The organism is Arthrobacter humicola (genome assembly GCF_022803015.1).
GTDB lineage: Bacteria > Actinomycetota > Actinomycetes > Actinomycetales > Micrococcaceae > Arthrobacter > Arthrobacter humicola_A.
Genome location: NZ_JAFKON010000004.1, coordinates 189,500 through 205,885 on the forward strand (window position 1 = coordinate 189,500; position 16,386 = coordinate 205,885).

The following is a 16,386-nucleotide window of genomic DNA, read 5'->3' on the forward strand; positions in this document are numbered from 1 at the left end:
CTGCTTTCTTAGGTGTATCGGTGAAGTGAAGCTGTGAAGTCATCGGATGCGATGCGTCAAAAGCTCCTAAAGGAGCGTATCGGAGATGATGCGGGCCCCGTGCACCGGCCCGTGCACCGCCATGGCGTCGAGGCTGTGGTGCCGCAGCTCTTCGGCGAGCCCGGCGGCCGCGGCGGGGCTGTGTGCGAGGAACGCGACGGTGGGTCCGGAGCCGGAGACGATGCCCGCGATCGCGCCGCAGGCCTCGCCGCGGCCCAGGGTCTCGCGCAGGCCCGGGGCCAGTTCGATCGAGGCGCGCTGGAGGTCGTTGACCAGCACGCGGCTCAGGGCGTCGGCATCGCCGCTGCGCAGAGCCGTGAGCACGCCGGGATCCACGGCGTCGGGTTCGTCCACCGCCAGGCCCTCGGCCGCGCGCAGGCGGTCCAGGGTGCGGTAGACCTCAGGGGTGGGCAGGCCGAAGTCCGCGCTGACCAGGACCCAGTCCGTCTGGGCCTTGACCAGGGCCGGCGAGAGGTCATCGCCCAGGCCCAGTCCGACGGCGGTGCCGCCCAGCAGCGCGAAGGGAACATCGGCGCCGAGCTCGGCGGCCAGGTGGGCCAGCTCGTCGCGGGACAGTCCGCTGTTCCACAATGCGTCGCAGGCCAGCAGGGTGGCGGCGGCGTCGGCCGATCCGCCGCCCATGCCGCCAGCCACGGGCACCCGTTTGGTGATCTCCAGGTGGACACCCGTGGAGTGTTCCGAGACGTCGGCCATGATGGCGGCGGCTTTGTAGGCCAGGTTGCGGTGATCGAGCGGAATGTCCACCCCGTCGAGGTCCACGGTGCTCGCATCGCTTATGCTGACGGTGATCTCGCCGGTATCGGTGCTGGTGGCGGCAATTTCTTCGTAGAGCGAGACAGCCAGGTAGACGCTGGCCACGGAGTGGTAGCCGTCCGGCCGCAGCGGTCCGACATCCAGTGAGACGTTAACCTTGCCTGGAGCTTTCACCCGGACGGTCCTCGCGGCAAAGCGCCCTCTCACTGCGTTCATGGCTCCACGCTATGGCATCGCGGCCCGGGCTCCAAGCACGCAACCGCCCCCGGCGGCGCCCATGCGGAGCTCACAAGGAGCTCAGGAGTCCGGTTGTCCGTGGGCTTCGGCGATTCTGGCGAACGCCGCGATGTCGATCACTTCGCCGCGTGCGGTGGGGTCGACGCCGGCGGCCCGCAGGCAGCGTTCGGCCTCGGCGGCGCTGCCGGCCCAGCCGGCCAGCGCGGCCCGGAGCGTCTTGCGGCGCTGCGCGAAGGCGGCGTCGATCACGGCGAAGACCTGCTCCCTGGTGGCGGTCGTGACGGGGGGCTCCCGGCGCGTGAAGGCGACGAGTCCGGAATGGATCTTGGGCGCTGGCCAGAAGACGTTCATGCCGATCACGCCGGCTTTGCGCATGCTGCTGTACCAGGCGGCTTTGACGGATGGAACGCCGTAGGTCTTGGAGCCGGGGCCGGCCGCGAGCCGGTCGGCGACTTCATCCTGGACCATGACCAGGCCGTGCTGCAGGCTCGGGAAGTGCTGCAGGAGGTGCAGCACCACGGGAACGGCCACGTTGTAGGGAAGATTCGCCACGAGGGCGGTCGGTTCGACGGGAAGTTCGGTGACCCGCATGGCGTCGGCCAGGACGAGGTAGAAGTTCCCGGCGGCGTGCGGACGCCACTCGGCCACAGTGGCCGGCAGGCGCCCGGCAAGGACCGGATCGATTTCGACGGCGACCACGCTGCGGGCGGCGTCCAGCAGGCCAAGGGTCAGTGACCCGAGTCCGGGGCCGACTTCCAGGACGGTCTCATCGGCGCGGATGTCGGCGGCGTTCACGATCCGCCGGATGGTGTTGCCGTCGATGACGAAGTTCTGCCCGAGGGTCTTCGTGGGCCGCACGCCGATTTCCTCTGCCAGCCGGCGGATATCGGAGGCACCCATCAGCGGTGCGGGCGCCGCTCCGGGCAGGCTTTCGGGGGCGGAGGGGCTCGGTTCAGTCACCTAGGTATCCTATCCCGGCGCCGGTACGCCGCAGGCCGGGTCCGGAGGGAATCCGGACCCGGCCTGTGCTCTCCCTGGCTGTGGTCGGCAGCCGCGGGAGTCGGGCGTTCAGTGGCGGGCGGTCAGTGGCGGGCGGTCAGCCGCCGGCCTGGCCTGCTAGCTGGAGGCGGCCCAGCCGCAACCCCAGGGCTGCAGTCCGCGCTGGGCGTAGACCCGGTTGGCGACGGCGATCTGCTGGGCCTTGGTGGCGGCAGCGGCGTTCGGGGCGTAGGCGCCGCCGCCCGAGCTGAGCCAGGTGCCGACGTCGAACTGCAGGCCACCGTAGTAGCCGTTGCCGGTGTTGGTGGACCAGTTGCCGCCGGATTCGCACTGGGCGATCTTGTCCCACATGCCCTGGTTCATCATGGCGGGGGCGGCCGCACCGGTGTTGGCGGCGGGCTTGGGCTTTTCCTTGGTGCCGACAGTGACCTTTTCGGTGACGGGCTGGACGCTGACGGTCTCGGACACCAGGGTCCGGGAGGCTTCGCGGCCATCCACGAGGACCAGCTTGAAGTTCTTGCTGGTGGTGCCGGCGACGCCGGCCTGGGTGACCTTCTTCTCACCCTTGAACATGTCAGCACTCTCGGTGGTGAGTGTTTCGAAGGCGACGGGCTCGGTGGTGTTGGCCGTCTTGCTGACGTCGACGCGGGAGACCTTAATCACCATGTCATTGACCACCGGGGCGTTCCCGGGCTGGGATACGCGGTCGCTGGCCCCGAGCGAAAGCCCGGCGTCCTCGAGCACTTTGGCGACTGTGGCCGCCGTCGTGGTGGTCGCTGCCGCCTTGCCGTCCGCAACGAGGCTCACCTTTTTAGGCGTCGAGATGGAGACGAAGGAGCCGGAGACGGCGAGCTGGGCGTCCTTGGGCACGGAGACCTGCGAGGCGCTGGCCACGCCGAGTTCGGTCACGAGCCCCTCGACGGTGGGTGCGGTGGTGGAGATGGTCCGTTCGGCGCCGTCCAGGCTGACCTTGACGGCCTTGGCGAGGTTGACGTTGATGACTGACCCGTCCTGCACGTGGGCGTCCGCTGAAGGCGACACCCTGTCAGATGGCTGCAGTTCAACCTTGGCACTCTTGACGACTTCCCCGACGGTTCCGCCGAAGGTCTGGACGGAGCTGACTTTGCCATCCACGTTGAGTGTGATCGTCTTGTTATTGCCGACGAAGGCCACGAGGCCCAGCACCAGTGCCACCAGCACCACGAGCTGCGTGCCAACCTTGACGAAGCTGAACTTGCCGTCCGATGTGAAGAACTTGACCACAATTGCCCGAATCTCTTGGACCTTCCGGGCACGGGGAAAAGTGCACGTGGCCATCCACCGCGAGCGCGCCAACGGCGGCTCCGGACAGCGTCCGGAGCGTCACGGAACATGCGTGCACTGCCTCACCCAAAACGAGAGCGCGCATGTGGTTTGTTGGCCACAATGCACGCCCTGCTGGAGTGAAATTATCCGTAGGCCTTCCCCGACCCCGGCTAATAGTTGACCACTGTAATCGAAGCGTTATAAAGGAACCAAGAATTTGTGCATACCTGGTATCTATGCCGGGGAGCTGGATGAGGGCGGTTCAGTCCCAGGATCCGTACGCCCGCACCGTATTTGCGGCGATCTGCGCACACAGCCCGGAAAGCTCCGACCCGGTCACATCGGCCATAGCCCGCACGGTGTACGGAACCATGTAGCTCGCGTTGGGCCGGCCGCGATGCGGGTGCGGGGTGAGGAAGGGCGCGTCGGTCTCGACCAGGATCCGGCTCGGCTCAGCGATAGACAGCGCGTCCCGCAGGTCCGTCGCGTTCTTGAATGTCACAGTTCCGGCAAAGGACATGTACCAGCCCTCCGCGTTGCAGGTCCGGGCGAGTGCCTCGCCGCCGGAGAAACAGTGGAAGACCACCCGCTCCGGGGCCCCCTCTTCGCGCAGGACCTGGACGACGTCGTCGTGGGCGTCGCGGTCGTGGATTTGCAGCGTCAGTCCGAGCCGTTTGGCGATGTCGATATGGCGGCGGAACGAATAGCGCTGGTGGGTCAGGCCCTCGCCCTCGGTCCGGAAGAAGTCCAGGCCGGTCTCCCCGATCGCCCGGATCCTCGGATGGGCGGCGAGCGCCTCGATCTCGGCCAGGGCCTCCTCCAGGCCGCCGCGCCGGGCGTAGCCGGGGGCGTCGTTGGGGTGGAGGGCAACAGCGCCCAGGAGCCGGGAATCGAGGTCGACCGCGTTGACCGTAAACCGGGACGATTCGAGGTCGCAGCCCACCTGCACGGCGCCTTGCACGCCCACGGCGGCGGCGGCATCGAGGGCGTCCTTGATGCCCACCTCAAGCTCCGCGTCGGGAAAGTCCAAATGCGTGTGGTTGTCCATGACCGGCACGGGAAGCGGTTCCGGTGCGGGCGGATACCCGCTGCGTCCGGTACCGTCGTTTCCAGGCGACCGGAAGGGGACGGGAGTGAGGGGATTGAGCATTCATCCACCCTAACCGGCGGCCAGATTTCCCCGGAACTCTCTGTCAGGGCCGGCAGTTGTGTTAGTAGTCTGTTAATACTCTGTAATTTCCCCGTTAGGAAACAGGTGAATGCCACTGCGGGGCCCCGGCCGCCGCGGGCGGTCAGATCCGGGACCCACCAGGGCTGAAAGGCTGCCGATGGATTACCACCGCACTTCCGTAGACGACATCCTCCCCCAGGGACAGAGCCTCCCGGGCCGCCCGTCCTTGGACCCAAACGCAGCCGGACAGCGGTCCCCGCGGCATGAACTGCCGGCCATGGATGCCGACGCTTTCCACTCAGCCAGCACCCGGATCCTGACGGCGATCAATACGGTCATCGACGGCAAGGCCGAAGCGGCCAAACTGGCGCTCACGGTCCTCCTCGCCCAGGGCCACCTGCTCCTCGAAGACGTCCCGGGGGTGGGCAAGACGCTCCTGGCGAAGACGCTGGGCCGCACCATCGACTGCTCCGTCAGCCGGATCCAGTTCACCCCGGACCTGCTGCCGTCCGACGTCACGGGCGTGTCCATCTACAACCAGGCGACCCGGACCTTCGAGTTCCGGCACGGCGCGGTGTTCGCCAATATCGTCATCGGGGACGAAATCAACCGCGCCTCGGCCAAGACCCAGTCAGCCCTGCTGGAGTGCATGGAGGAGCACCAGGTCACGGTGGACGGCACGTCCTACCGGCTGGATGAGCCCTTCATGGTGGTGGCGACGCAGAACCCCATTGAGATGGAGGGCACGTATCCGCTGCCGGAAGCGCAGCGGGACCGCTTCATGGCCCGGATTTCCATGGGCTACCCGGACCGTGAGTCCGAGATGGAGATGCTCGAAACCCACCAGGCCTCCTCTCCGCTGGCGCGTGTGACGGCAGTGGTCACCGCGGCGGAAGTGGCCGCCATGATTGCCACGGTGCAGCAGGTGTACGTGTCCCGGTCCATCAAGGAATACACCGTGGCCCTGGGCCGGGCCACGCGGGAAAGCGGGCTTCTCCGGCTCGGCGCCAGCCCGCGGTCCATGCTGCAGCTCCTGCGTGCGGCGAAGGCCACCGCCGCGCTGGAGGGACGGGACTTTGTGCTGCCGGACGACGTCGTCAGCGTCGCCGAAGCGGTGCTCGCCCACCGGATCATCCTCGACCGCAAGGCGGCCAGCGCGGGTGAGACGCCGCAAAGCGTCATCCGGGCCATCATCGCCAAGATACCCGTCACCCCGGACGTGACGGCCTCACCCAACGGAACCGGCGGCCCTGGCCGGAAGAAGGCCTCGGCCATGGCAGCCGCGCCGCCGCCCAACGTGCCCAATCCGCACTAGGGAATGGCTCCGCCGTGGCGATAAGGGATCGGTTCCCCGGGCACTTCTTCAGCAGCCGCGGCTGGGGCCTGCTCGGCGCGGGTGCGGTGTCGCTGCTGGCCGCGCAGATCATGGGGCGCCGGGACCTGCTGGCCCTGGCCGTCCTGCTGCTGGTGCTGCCGGTGCTCGCCCTGGCTGGAACCCGGGTCCTGAAGCCGAGGTTCCGGGTCTACCGCGAATTCAGCCCGTCGCCGGTTGAAACGTCCGCCCGTGCCACGGTGCGGCTGGCCGTCGCGCGGACCGGGGCGGGCACAGGCCACGCCGTCATGGAGGAACACTTGCCGGCCCGGTTCGGCGAATCGCCTGTCTTCCGGTTCCCGGCACGTGCGGCAGCCGGCGGCACCAGCCGCTATGAGTACCACCTCCGCTCGGCCAGGCGCGGCCAGTTCCTGATCGGGCCCGTCACGGCGGAATTCAGCGATCCCTTCGGGCTCTCCTTCCACCGCCACGCGATTGACGACGGCGACCTCCTCACCGTGACGCCCGCCGCCATCGAGCTGCCGGAGACGGGGCTCGCCGGTGCCCGCGGGCACGACGGTGTCACACCCACGCGGGCCCGGGCCAATCCCAGCGACGACGACGTCATGACCCGCGAATACCGCCACGGGGATCCGCTGCGCCGGGTGCACTGGGCCGCGACCGCCCGCCACGGTTCGCTCATGGTGCGGCAGGAGGAATCCGTCACGACCCCCGAGGCGACCATCATCCTGGACCAGCGGCTCTCGGCCTACCCCCACGGGGTGTTCGGCCACAGTGCACATTCCTCCGGCGGCCACCCGGGCGGCGGCGAGGGGGACGGCCACGACCTGCTGACCTCTGATGCCTTCGAGTGGGCTGTCACGGCGGCGATGTCGATCGGGGCGCACCTCGCGGAACGCAACTACTCACTGCGGTTCCTGGACAGCGCGGGCGCGCCGGCCTTCCGGAATTCGCCGTCCGCTCCCGACCCGGAAGCCGAGGAATACACCGGAACGGCCGGGCTACAGTCCATCGCCGAAAGCCTGGCTGCCATCGAGCTTTCCGGCCCGCACCACACCCACCACCACAACCACCCGCGCCGTGACCGCACGGCGCCCCGCCCCCAGGCCCGCCCGCAGGAGGCCGCGGCGGGAACCAGCACCGGGTCCTCCGCGGCGGGTGGATTCCGCTCCGGGGCCGCTGCGGGCACCGGGGGTGCCCCGCACGCCTTCGACGACACCCTGATGGACAAACTTTCCGCCCACCGGCTGCGCGGACCTGTCCTGGCGGTCCTGGGCAGCCTGACTCCGGCCGAGGCCCGGGCGCTGTCCCCGGCCGCCGGGTTCGGCGCGAACGCCTTCGCGCTGCTGGTCACGGACCGGGCACAGGACTCCGGCGAAGTGCCCGAGGTGCTGGAGGCGCTGCGGCTGGGCGGATGGCGGGCCCTGGCCGTATCCGCCCAGAGCTCGCTGCCTGACGCCTGGGCAGCCTTCGACCAGGCAGACCCGGGGATGTCCGCCGGGGCCGACGTCCGCCGCGGCGTGGGGGCCCGGCCATGACCCTCGCCCCGCAACGCAGCCACGGAACCGGCACCCGCACGGCCGGCGAAGAAGAACCGACAGCCCTCTCCCCCGGTGCGGCGTCCCGGCCGGACGGACCCGGTGCCAAGCCCTGGGTGATGGCGACCGCCGTCGCGGTGGCCGTCGCGGGCGCGGCCCTCGGATTCAACGGCGTCCTGCGGGGCTGGGCCTGGTACTCCCCGGTGTTCAGTACCGTCCTCTCCGTTGCGTTCTCCCTCGCGGTGCTCCGGTCCCTGCGTGCCCGGCCCTGGCTGGTCACCGCCGGCGGCCTGGTGGCGCTGATCGTGGCCGTGACCTTCATCTTCTTCCGGCAGCACAGCATTGCCGGGTTCATCCCCTCCCCGGAGACCATGAACTACCTGGGAAAGTTCCTCCGGCGGGCCAGCGAAACGGTCCTGGCCGAGAGCACCCCAGTGGCCCCCAACGCCGGAATCGTCATGCTGATCTGCGCGGTCCTCGGACTGCTCGTGATCCTCATCGATGCCCTGGCGTTCCCGCTGGCGCTGCCGGCCACGAGCGGGCTCGGGATCCTGGCAATCCTCGTGGTGCCGGCCATGGTCAAGCCGCAAAGCGTGGGGGTGCTGGGGTTCGTGGGCGCCGCAGTCGGGTACCTTTTGATCCTCGGCTGCAGCCATTGGTACACGCCGGATACCCGCACCCTGGCCGACACCGCCCGCAACCCCGGGCAGCTGCGGCGCGGCACGGTCACGGCCGTCGCGGCGCTGACCCTCACGCTGGTGCTGCAGCTGGCCATCCCGGGTTTCGACCAGGGCACGTTCCCGCAGGGCTCGCGGCTGAACCCGTTCGGCGGCGCCACCGGCCTCAATCCGATGATCAGCCTGGGCAACAGCCTGCGCAGCCCCTCCGGCGAGGGCCGGATCACCTTCGCCACGAACGCGCCGACGACGCCGTACCTGCGCTCGGTGACGGTGGACACCTTTGACGGCGATGCCTGGTCACCCGATGACCGGGAGTCGAGCCGGCAGCCGGGAACAGGCCGGCTCGAGGCCGGGCATGAGACCGCCCCGGCCGAGCTCCGCGTGATTACGGCCGTCAACACCGGCCAGTACACGAGCCCGTACCTGCCCGCGCCGTATGCGCCGGAAGCGGTCAACGGCCTCTCGGGGCGCTGGAGCTGGGACCCCGCCACGCTGAGCATCAAGGGTGTGGACACAAATTCCCGCGACCAGCAATATGTGGTCTCGTCCGTGACTCCGCAGCTCACGGCAGCGCTGCTGGCGGGCGCTTCCGGGCAGGTGCGCGGTGTCCCCGAACTGTTCCTCCGGGAACCGTCGAATGTTCCGGAGGTTGTGCGCAGCACGGCTAGGACTGTGACGGCGGGTGCCAACTCGCCGTATTCGCGGGCCATGGCCATCCAGAGGTATTTGCGCTCCGCCGAGTTCACCTACTCGCTGCAGTCCCCCGTGCAGGGCGGCTACGACGGCAACGGCCTGTCCGTGCTGGCGGACTTCCTGACCCAGAAGAGCGGCTACTGCATTCATTTCGCCTCCGCCATGGCCGTGATGGCCAGGCTGGAGGGCATTCCGAGCAGGATCGCCGTGGGCTACGCGCCGGGGCGGCCCACCGGGGCCACGGTGGCGGTCTCGGGCCAGGGCCCGCTTCCGGAGTTCGAGGTCGATGCCCGGGACGCCCACGCCTGGCCGGAGCTCTACTTCCAGGGCGTGGGCTGGGTCGCGTTTGAGCCGACACCGTCCCGCGGCGTCGTTCCGGCGTACGCCACGGATGCCGCCGCCCGCAGCGGTGCCAGCACCAACGACCGCAACGACGCCCTGACCCCCGGTGACGGTTCCACCCAGGCACCGTTCCCGGCCCCCGGCACCCTCCCGCTTCCCGGGGCGGGCACACCGGCGCCCAGCGGCGCGCAGGCGGCACAGGCGCTGTACGGTGTTGCCGCCGTGCTGCTGCTGGCGCTGCTGGTGGCCTCCCCGCGGCTGGTGCGCAGCGGCGTGCGGCGCCGCAGGCTCAGGACGGCGGCCCGCGGCAATCCCGGCGTCACGGCCGGGACGGCGCTGCCGGCCTGGGCGGAACTGCGGGATCTGGCCACGGACTACGGGGTGGCGCCCGGAGCGAGCGAAACGCCGCGGAATTTCTCCGAGCGGTTGCGCGCCTCGACGGTTTTCGGGGAACCCGGCGGTGCGGACGGGCCCGGCCAGCGGGCCGCGGCGGCCCTGACCGAGGACTTCGAACGTGAGCAGTACGGCCGCCCGGGCGGCGTGGCCGGCCCGGCGCGGACCGCAGGCTCCGCGGATCCGGCCGACTCCGCCGCTGCCAGGATCGCCCTGGTGCAGGCCTCGCTGCGCGCCAACGCCGGCTTCCTGGTCCGGCTGCGCGCGGCATGGCTGCCGCCGTCGGTCATGGCCGGCTGGCGGCGGGCCCTCCGGCTGCCCCGCGGGTTCCTCTCCCGGACAGCACTACGCACCCGGCGGGGGTTCGCGGGATCCTGGGGGAAGATCCGCAACTCCGTCCGCCGGGTGCGCCGCGGGTAGCTGGTGTGGCTAGCCGGCGTAGGGGTCGGCGATGCCGATGTACTGCGTGTAGAGGTATTCCTCGATGCCCTCGAGACCGCCTTCGCGCCCCAGGCCGGACTGCTTGACGCCGCCGAACGGGGCGGCAGCGTTGGAGACCACGCCGGCGTTCAGGCCCAGCATGCCGGTCTCAAGCCGTTCGCCCATCCGGATGCCCCGGTTCAAGTCCCGGGTGAAGACGTAGGCCACCAGCCCGTATTCGGTGTTGTTCGCGAGCCGGACAGCCTCGTCCTCGGTGTCAAAGGTGATGATCGGGGCGACGGGTCCGAAGATTTCCTCGGACAGGATCCGGCTGCCCTCGGTCACGCCGGTGAGGATCGTGGGCTTGTAGAAGTAGCCCGGGCCCTCGACGGCGGAGCCGCCGGTCACTGCGACAGCACCGGAGTTCACGGCGTCGGTGACGAGTTCGTGGACCTTGTCCCGGCTCTTGGCATCGATCAGCGGGCCGACCTTGGACTCGGCCTCGGTGCCCCGGGCCGTGGTCATCTCCGCCATCTTCGCGGCGAACTTCTCCGCGAACTCGGCCGCGACGGACTCGTGCACGATGAACCGGTTCGCCGCCGTGCAGGCCTCGCCCATGTTCCGCAGCTTCGCCAGCATCGCCCCGGCGACTGCGGCGTCGATGTCGGCGTCCCCGAACACGACGAACGGGGCGTTCCCGCCGAGTTCCATCGAGGTCCGGAGCACCGTCTCGGACGCATCAGCGAGCAGCCGGCGGCCGACCTCGGTGGAACCGGTGAAGGACAGCTTGCGCAGGCGCTGATCCTTGATCAGCGGACCCGTGGTGGCGCCGGCCGTGGAGGTCGGGATGACGTTCAGGACACCGGCGGGCAGGCCGGCCTCGACCATCACGGCCGCGAACAGCTGGGAGGTCAGCGGGGTCAGGTTCGCGGACTTGAGCACCATCGTGCAGCCGGCCGCGACCGCGGGGGCGATCTTGCGGGTGGCCATCGCCAGCGGGAAGTTCCACGGCGTAATCAAAAGGCACGGGCCCACGGGCTTCTTGGTCACCAGCAGCCGGGACTTGCCGTCCGGGGAGACCGAGTAGCGGCCGAACGCGCGGACGGCCTCTTCCGAGAACCAGCGCAGGAACTCGGCGCCATAGGTGACCTCGCCACGGGCCTCGGCCAGCGGCTTGCCCATCTCCAGGGTCATCAGGAGCGCGAAGTCCTCGGCCCGTTCGGTCACCAGCTCGAAGGCGCGGCGCAGGATCTCGCCGCGTTCCCGGGCCGGGACCTTGGCCCAGGACTCCTGCGCTGCAGCGGCCGCGTCCAGGGCCGCCTTGCCGTCCTCGGGGCCGGCGTCGGCAATGCTGAGCAGGACCTTCCCGGTCGCGGGATCCTCGACGTCGAAGGTCTTCCCGGACACGGCCGGACGCCATTCGCCGTTGATCAGCAGACCCGTCGGAACGGACGCCAGCAGGGCGCTCTCCCGGTCCGCGGAAACAATAGGCTGGGCAGTTACAGTCACAATGACTCCCTCGTCAGCAATTCGGTTGAACTAGTGTGAGCACAAGTTTTTGAATGAGTTCTCGTTGTAGGCGCTCGTTCCCACAGGCAGGCACGGGCGTCTGGATTACTGCCACGCTACTGCCGCGCTCACTGGCAAGTCTATGCATGCGCGCACTACTGTATCCAAACTATGCTGTGCAGCTGCACAACCGTCCTGCGTGGGCGTGGAGCCCGGTTCCGGCCCCCGAGGCACGGCGGCGCGCCGGAACCCGCCGCCCGGCACCCACCACCTGGCTCAGCGCACGGCTCAGCGCGCGGCGAGGACCGCGGCATAGAGTTCGCGCTTGCTGACCTTCGCGTCATCGGCCACTGCGGCGACGGCCTCCTTCAGCCGGATGCCCTGGGCTATCAGCCCGTTGACGGCAGCCACATGATCCTCGGGACGGCCGGGTTCGCGTTCCGGGGCGCCGCCCACTACCACGGCAATTTCGCCGCGCACTTCGCTTGACTCGGCCCATTCGAGCAGTTCGCGCAGGGTGCCGCGGATGACCTCTTCATAGGTCTTGGTGAGTTCACGGCAGACGGCGGCCCGGCGGTCGGCGCCAAAGCTCTCCCGCAGGGCCCTCAGCATGGGCTCCAGCCGGTGCGGCGCCTCGAAAAACACCATGGTGCGCCGCTCGGTGTCGAGATCCGCCAGCCGCGAGGAACGTTCACCGGCCTTGCGCGGCAGGAAGCCCTCGAAGCAGAACCGGTCCGTCGGCAGGCCCGACAGTGCCAGGGCGGTCAGCACGGCGGAGGGTCCGGGCGCGGCGGTGACGGTGAGGCCGGCCGCCACGGCGCCTTCAACCAGCCGGAACCCCGGATCAGAGACCGAGGGCATGCCGGCGTCGGTCACCATCACCAGGGTCTTGCCGGACCGGACCTGCGCCAGCAGGTCAGCCGTCTTGGCTGCCTCATTGTGCTCGTGATAGCTGATGATCCGGCCCGCCACAGTGACGCCGAGGTTCTGCACGAGGCGGTGCAGCCTCCGGGTGTCCTCCGCGGCGACGATGTCCGCCGTCGCGAGCAACTCCACGAGCCGCGCCGAGGCATCGCCCGCATTGCCGATCGGCGTCGCGGCGAGGACGATCCTGCCGGGCCCGCCGGAGGCGGACACAGAGGCGGAAACAGACGCCGAATCAGGGGCGGGAACGGCGGCGGCGTCATCGCCGTCGAAGGGAGGATCGAGGGGAGGAAGGGGGGAAGGGCTGGGTTCGTGGTCCACAGGACCAGCCTACTGCCGCCGGGGCGGGGGCCTGCGAGCACAGCTGCGAAAGGTAGCATGGGCAACGTGACCCAGACCCCCACGCGGCAGCCCGAGACTGGCCCTGATGCATCGCCGGCAACAGGTCCCGGCCGTCCCGACGGCCGGGCGGCCGGCAAGGACCGGAACCGCTTCAGCACCGGCCGCAACCTTGAAGGGCACCGCTGGATCGGCCGCCCCGCCGAGGCCAACACCCCGGAGGCCCTCCGGGAGCGCCTGATCGGCGGCCTCCAGAGCTGGCGGGACTACCCGGCGTCGCTTCGGCTCTGGTACTGGCTCATTCCCGTCCTGACGGCCGCGCTGGGCGGCGTCCTGCGGTTCGTCCGGCTGGACACGCCGCGCAACCTGGTCTTTGACGAAACGTACTATGTCAAAGACGCGTACTCATTCCTGGTCAGCGGATACGAGCGCAGCTGGCCGGACCGGGCGAACGACTCGTTCATCGCAGGCAACCCCGGCGTGCTGCTGAACACGCCGGAGTACGTCGTCCACCCGCCGGTCGGCAAGTGGATGATCGCCGCGGGCATGTGGCTGTTCGGGGCGGACAATCCCTTCGGCTGGCGGTTCGGTGCGGCCCTGACGGGGACACTGTCCATCCTCCTGCTGGCCCTGATCGCGCAAAAGCTCTTCCGCTCGCTCACCCTGGGTGCCGTGGCCGGCATCCTGCTCGCCGTGGACGGCCACCACCTGGTCATGTCCCGGACCTCGCTGCTGGACATCTTCCTGATGTTCTGGATCCTCGCCGCGTTCGGGGCCCTGCTGATGGACCGCGACGACGGCCGGAGGCGGCTCGCTGCCCGGCTCGGCCGGCAGGCCGCGGCCTCCGCCACGGGGCGGCCCTCGGCGCTGCAGCTCACCTCCGGGCCCTGGCTCGGCATCCGGTGGTGGCGCCTCGCGGCGGGCGTCTGCCTGGGCCTGGCGGTCGGCACGAAATGGTCCGCCCTGTTCTTTCTGGCCGGATTCGGCCTGCTGACCGTCTTCTGGGACCTCAGCGCGCGGCGCATAGCCGGCGTGCATGCCTGGATCAGCGGCGGCATCCTCAAGGACGGCGTCCCGGCCTTCCTGAGCATCGTTCCGGTGGCCGCCCTGGTCTACGGCGCCACATGGACCGGGTGGTTCCGGTCCACGGACGCCTACTTCAGGCATTGGGCCGACGCCAACCCCTCGGCCGAGTGGGGCTGGCTGCCGAACGCCGTCCGGTCCCTGGCGCATTACCACCTGGAGGCCTACAAGTTCCACCAGGGCCTCAGTGCCGACCACCCCTACGAGGCCAGCGCCTGGAGCTGGCTGGTCATGGGCCGGCCCACGTCATTCTTCTACGAATCCCCCGGGCAGGGCACCCCGGGCTGCGAGCTGACCAACTGCACCACCGCCATCCTCTCCGTCGGCAGCCCGTTGATCTGGTGGAGCGCGGCCGTGAGCCTGGGTGTCCTGCTGTTCTGGTGGGCGGGCCGCCGCGACTGGCGCGCCGGCGCAGTCCTGGCCGGAGTGGCCGCAGGATATCTCCCCTGGTTCATGTACCCGGAGCGCACCACCTTCTTCTTCTACGCCGTGTCCTTTGAACCGTTCCTGGTGCTGGCGCTCGTCTATTGCCTGGGGCTGGTGCTCGGCCAGCGCGGTGACCCCCTCTGGCGCCGGCGGTCCGGGTTCTACCTGGTGGCGCTGTTCGTGGTGGCGGCCGTGCTGGTGTCCGCGTTCTTCTACCCGGTCTGGACGGCCGAGGTGATCCCGTACCAGGACTGGCGCATCCGGATGTGGATGCCGTCCTGGATCTAGGGCAGGATTGCAGGGAAATGTCCGCCGAACTCCGGGCGGACCAGGAAATGGAGACTCGGCTGTGAGAGAAGCAAGCACCGGACTGCTCGTGGAGCTGGACCCGGAGAGCAACGTGACTGACCTGCTCCTGGAGCAGCACGCGAAGGATCCCGTGCACGCCCTCTACTCCCGCAAAGGCCCTGGCGGCTGGACCGACGTCTCCGTCCAGCACTTCCTGGAGCAGGTCACTGCCCTGGCCAAGGGCCTGATCGCCGGCGGACTCACGCCGGGCGAGACCGTCGCGGTCATGTCCGCCACCCGGTACGAGTGGACGGTGGTGGACTTCGCCATCTGGTTCGCCGGCGGCGTCACCGTTCCGATCTACGAGACCTCCTCCGCGTCCCAGGTCGAGTGGATTCTCCATGATTCGGGGGCCCGGCGGGTGTTCGTCGAGGACCACGCCAGGGCCGCTCTCGTCCAGGGCGTCCTGGACGCCTCCACCGACCTCGGTGACCGGCTTGTTGCCGTCGTGCGGATGGAGCACGACGGCGCCGCACCGAACCTGGCGAGCATGGCCGCGGCCGGCACCGGGGTGACCGACGCCGAGCTGGAACGCCACCGGACCGCGGCGTCCCTGGCGGATGTCGCGTCCCTGGTCTACACCTCGGGCACCACCGGCAAGCCCAAGGGCTGCGAGATCACCCACGCCAACTTTGCCCTGGTGGCCAAGAACATCGTCCTGTTCCTGCCCGAGCTCCTCATGCAGCCGCGTTCCCGGACGCTGATGTTCCTGCCCCTGGCGCACGTCCTGGCCCGGGCGGTGCAGGTGGTCTGCCTTAGCTCCGGATCCACCCTCGGCCACACCGCCAGCGCCAAAGAGCTCCTGGACGATCTGGACAGCTTCAAACCCACCTTTCTGCTGGTGGTCCCCCGGATCTTCGAAAAGGTCTACGCCGGAGCCGCGCAGAAGGCGGACGCCGCCGGCAAGGAACGTATCTTCACAGCCGCAGCGGCGGCCGCGATCGACTACTCCAAGGCCCTCGACGCCGCCTCCCGGGGCAACGGCACGGGCCCGGGGCTCCTGCTGCGTGCCCGGCACGCAGTCTTCGACCGGATCCTGTATCCCAGGCTCCGGCAGGCCTTCGGCGGCCAGTTGCGGTACACGGTCTCCGGCGCGAGCCCGCTGAGCTCCAACGACGCCCATTTTTTCCGCGGCGTGGGTATCCCCGTCCTGGAAGGCTACGGCCTGACCGAAACCACGGCGCCCTGCACAGCCAACACCCCGGCACGGACCAAGGTGGGCACCGTCGGCATCCCGGTGCCGGGCACCACAGTCCGGGTGGCTGACGACGGCGAGATCCTGGTCAAGGGCATTGGCGTCTTCAAGGGCTACCACGCGAACGAGGCCGCCAACGCTGAGGCCTTCGTGGACGGTTTTTTCCGGACCGGCGACCTCGGTTCCCTCGACGAGGACGGATTCCTGACCATCACGGGCCGGAAGAAGGACCTGCTGGTCACGGCCGGCGGCAAGAATGTCGCCCCGGGCCCGCTCGAGGAGAAGATCCGGGAGCACCAGCTGGTCGGACAGGCCGTGGTCGTTGGCGACGGCCGGCCCTTCGTCTCTGCACTGGTGAACCTGGACCCGGAAGGACTGCGCAACTGGTGCGCCGCCCGGAAGGTGCCCGTCATGGCGCCGGCCGAAGCCGCCGCGGACCAGACGGTCCGGGCCGCGATCCAGGAAGCCATCGATGCCGCGAACCTCACGGTCTCCAAGGCCGAGTCGATCCGCAGTTTCGTCATCCTGGACGCCGACTTCACCGTGGAATCAGGGCACCTGACCCCCTCGCTCAAACTCAAGCGGGCCGCCGTCGTGCGGGACTACGAACAGCACATCAACCGGATCTACGGCTGACG

At 69.4% G+C, this 16,386-nt stretch carries 11 protein-coding genes; 5 read left to right on the top strand and 6 right to left on the bottom strand.

Annotation, left to right across the window (positions count from 1 at the left end; translation table 11 throughout):
• Nucleotides 1-66 precede the first annotated feature (66 nt).
• The 4 genes from ARTB_RS10565 to ARTB_RS10580 all read right to left on the bottom strand — a co-directional run bounded on the left by ARTB_RS10565 (nt 67) and on the right by ARTB_RS10580 (nt 4,504).
• The gene (locus ARTB_RS10565; RefSeq protein ID WP_028276492.1) at nt 67-1,029 is read right to left on the bottom strand and encodes a 4-(cytidine 5'-diphospho)-2-C-methyl-D-erythritol kinase; all 963 of its coding nucleotides are present in this window, start codon (nt 1,027-1,029) and stop codon (nt 67-69) included.
• Nucleotides 1,030-1,110: 81 nt separating this feature from the next.
• The gene (rsmA, locus tag ARTB_RS10570; protein WP_279294178.1) at nt 1,111-1,950 is read right to left on the bottom strand and encodes a 16S rRNA (adenine(1518)-N(6)/adenine(1519)-N(6))-dimethyltransferase RsmA; all 840 of its coding nucleotides are present in this window, start codon (nt 1,948-1,950) and stop codon (nt 1,111-1,113) included.
• A gap of 216 nt (nt 1,951-2,166) precedes the next feature.
• Nucleotides 2,167-3,366 (bottom strand): resuscitation-promoting factor, encoded by a 1,200-nt coding sequence (locus ARTB_RS10575; protein WP_243179854.1) that lies wholly within the window; start codon nt 3,364-3,366, stop codon nt 2,167-2,169.
• 250 nt (nt 3,367-3,616) lie between these two features.
• Nucleotides 3,617-4,504, bottom strand: coding sequence for a TatD family hydrolase (locus ARTB_RS10580; protein ID WP_243179855.1), 888 nt, complete (start codon nt 4,502-4,504; stop codon nt 3,617-3,619).
• A gap of 178 nt (nt 4,505-4,682) precedes the next feature.
• On the opposite strand from ARTB_RS10580, the gene ARTB_RS10585 reads away from it, so the two are divergent.
• Genes ARTB_RS10585 through ARTB_RS10595 form a run of 3 tightly spaced genes read left to right on the top strand, consistent with a single transcriptional unit; the run spans nt 4,683 to nt 9,924 of the window.
• A complete protein-coding gene (locus tag ARTB_RS10585; RefSeq protein ID WP_243179857.1) occupies nt 4,683-5,840 on the top strand; it encodes an AAA family ATPase in 1,158 nt (385 codons plus the stop codon).
• Nucleotides 5,841-5,854: 14 nt separating this feature from the next.
• The gene (locus ARTB_RS10590; protein WP_243179859.1) at nt 5,855-7,396 is read left to right on the top strand and encodes a DUF58 domain-containing protein; all 1,542 of its coding nucleotides are present in this window, start codon (nt 5,855-5,857) and stop codon (nt 7,394-7,396) included.
• Complete coding sequence (locus ARTB_RS10595) at nt 7,393-9,924, top strand: transglutaminase family protein (RefSeq protein ID WP_243179861.1); 2,532 nt, start codon at nt 7,393-7,395, stop codon at nt 9,922-9,924. The genes ARTB_RS10590 and ARTB_RS10595 overlap by 4 nt, the downstream gene beginning before the upstream one ends.
• Nucleotides 9,925-9,933: 9 nt before the next feature.
• Here the strand turns inward: ARTB_RS10595 and ARTB_RS10600 are convergent, their stop codons facing one another.
• Nucleotides 9,934-11,433: an NAD-dependent succinate-semialdehyde dehydrogenase gene (locus tag ARTB_RS10600; RefSeq protein WP_243179863.1), complete on the bottom strand. Its 1,500-nt coding sequence runs from the start codon at nt 11,431-11,433 to the stop codon at nt 9,934-9,936.
• Nucleotides 11,434-11,721: 288 nt separating this feature from the next.
• Complete coding sequence (gene rsmI, locus ARTB_RS10605) at nt 11,722-12,678, bottom strand: 16S rRNA (cytidine(1402)-2'-O)-methyltransferase (RefSeq protein WP_439954114.1); 957 nt, start codon at nt 12,676-12,678, stop codon at nt 11,722-11,724.
• 57 nt (nt 12,679-12,735) lie between these two features.
• Here rsmI and ARTB_RS10610 point away from each other — a divergent pair, with 57 nt between their 5' ends.
• Both ARTB_RS10610 and ARTB_RS10615 read left to right on the top strand, forming a co-directional pair.
• A complete protein-coding gene (locus ARTB_RS10610; protein ID WP_243179877.1) occupies nt 12,736-14,493 on the top strand; it encodes a dolichyl-phosphate-mannose--protein mannosyltransferase in 1,758 nt (585 codons plus the stop codon).
• Between the two features lie 61 nt (nt 14,494-14,554).
• Nucleotides 14,555-16,384, top strand: coding sequence for an AMP-dependent synthetase/ligase (locus ARTB_RS10615; RefSeq protein WP_243179882.1), 1,830 nt, complete (start codon nt 14,555-14,557; stop codon nt 16,382-16,384).
• Nucleotides 16,385-16,386 lie beyond the last annotated feature (2 nt).

Excerpts from the sequence above, each read along its gene's own strand:
- rsmA (WP_279294178.1), bottom strand. The coding sequence starts at position 1,950 with ATGGGTGCCTCCGATATCCGCCGGCTGGCAGAGGAAATCGGCGTGCGG.
- ARTB_RS10565 (WP_028276492.1), bottom strand. The coding sequence starts at position 1,029 with ATGAACGCAGTGAGAGGGCGCTTTGCCGCGAGGACCGTCCGGGTGAAA.
- ARTB_RS10595 (WP_243179861.1), top strand. The coding sequence starts at position 7,393 with ATGACCCTCGCCCCGCAACGCAGCCACGGAACCGGCACCCGCACGGCC.
- ARTB_RS10585 (WP_243179857.1), top strand. The coding sequence starts at position 4,683 with ATGGATTACCACCGCACTTCCGTAGACGACATCCTCCCCCAGGGACAG.
- ARTB_RS10610 (WP_243179877.1), top strand. The coding sequence starts at position 12,736 with ATGGGCAACGTGACCCAGACCCCCACGCGGCAGCCCGAGACTGGCCCT.
- ARTB_RS10575 (WP_243179854.1), bottom strand. The coding sequence starts at position 3,366 with ATGGCCACGTGCACTTTTCCCCGTGCCCGGAAGGTCCAAGAGATTCGG.
- ARTB_RS10580 (WP_243179855.1), bottom strand. The coding sequence starts at position 4,504 with ATGCTCAATCCCCTCACTCCCGTCCCCTTCCGGTCGCCTGGAAACGAC.